The sequence below is a fragment of the Blastococcus sp. VKM Ac-2987 genome, from assembly GCF_026967805.1.
In the GTDB taxonomy this organism is placed as follows: domain Bacteria; phylum Actinomycetota; class Actinomycetes; order Mycobacteriales; family Geodermatophilaceae; genus Blastococcus.
Map to the genome: position 1 here is coordinate 1 of NZ_JAPVBG010000008.1, position 1,061 is coordinate 1,061.

At 74.9% G+C, this 1,061-nt stretch carries 1 protein-coding gene; it reads left to right on the forward strand.

Annotation, left to right across the window (positions count from 1 at the left end; all coding sequences use genetic code 11):
- A partial coding sequence (gene lhgO, locus O2W17_RS22180) for an L-2-hydroxyglutarate oxidase (RefSeq protein WP_269194658.1) occupies positions 1–1,061 on the forward strand: 1,061 nt, incomplete at both ends.

Consider the following 1,061-nt stretch of genomic DNA (forward strand, 5'->3'; position numbering starts at 1 on the left):
GTCGGTGGCGGCATCATCGGGACGGCGGTCGCCCGCCGACTCCTCGAGCTGCGCCCCGACGCCCAGGTGACCCTGCTGGAGAAGGAGGACCGGCTCGCCGCGCACCAGACCGGCCGCAACAGCGGCGTGGTCCACGCCGGGCTGTACTACGAGCCCGGCTCGCTCAAGGCCCTGCTGTGCCGCCGCGGCGTGGGGCTGCTCAAGGAGTTCTGCGCCGAGAAGGGGCTGGGCTACCAGGAGGTCGGCAAGGTCCTCGTCGCCCTGGACGCCGCCGAGCAGCACCGGCTCGACGCGATCGCCGAACGCGCCCGCGCCAACGGGGTGCCCGGGATCCGGATCATCGACCGCGCCGAGCTGCACGAGCTGGAGCCGCACGTCACCGGCATCGCCGGCCTGCACTCCCCCACCACCGCGATCGTCGACTACGCCGGGATCACCCGGGCGCTGGCCGCCGACGCCGAGGCCCGGGGCGCCACCGTGCGCACCGGGTTCGCCGTCACCGGTCTGGAGCACACCTCCGGCGGCCCGGCCGAGGAGGTCGTCGTCCGCGGCGGCAGCGGCGAGGAGATCGTCGTCGACCAGGTGGTGCTCTGCGCGGGGCTGCAGGTCGACCGGCTCGCTGCGCTGGCCGGCGACGTCCACGCACCGCGGATCGTGCCGTTCCGCGGCGAGTACTTCGCGCTCGTGCCCGAGAAGCGGTCACTGGTGAACGGCCTGGTCTACCCGGTGCCCGATCCGCGCTACCCGTTCCTCGGGGTGCACCTGACCCCGCGGTTCGACGGCGAGGTGCTGGTCGGCCCCAACGCCGTCCTGGCGCTGGCCCGCGAGGGCTACCGCCGGCGCGACGTCAGCGTCCGGGAGCTCGCCGAGATCGTGCGCTACGCCGGCTTCCGCAAGTTCGCCGCGCAGCACTGGCGGACCGGCCTCGCCGAGATGCGCGGCTCGCTCAGCAAGCGCACCTTCACCGCCGCCGCCCAGCGGTACGTGCCCGAGCTGACCGCCGCGGACCTCGTCCCGGTCGCCGCGGGGATCCGGGCGCAGGCGCTGGAGGCCGACGGCAG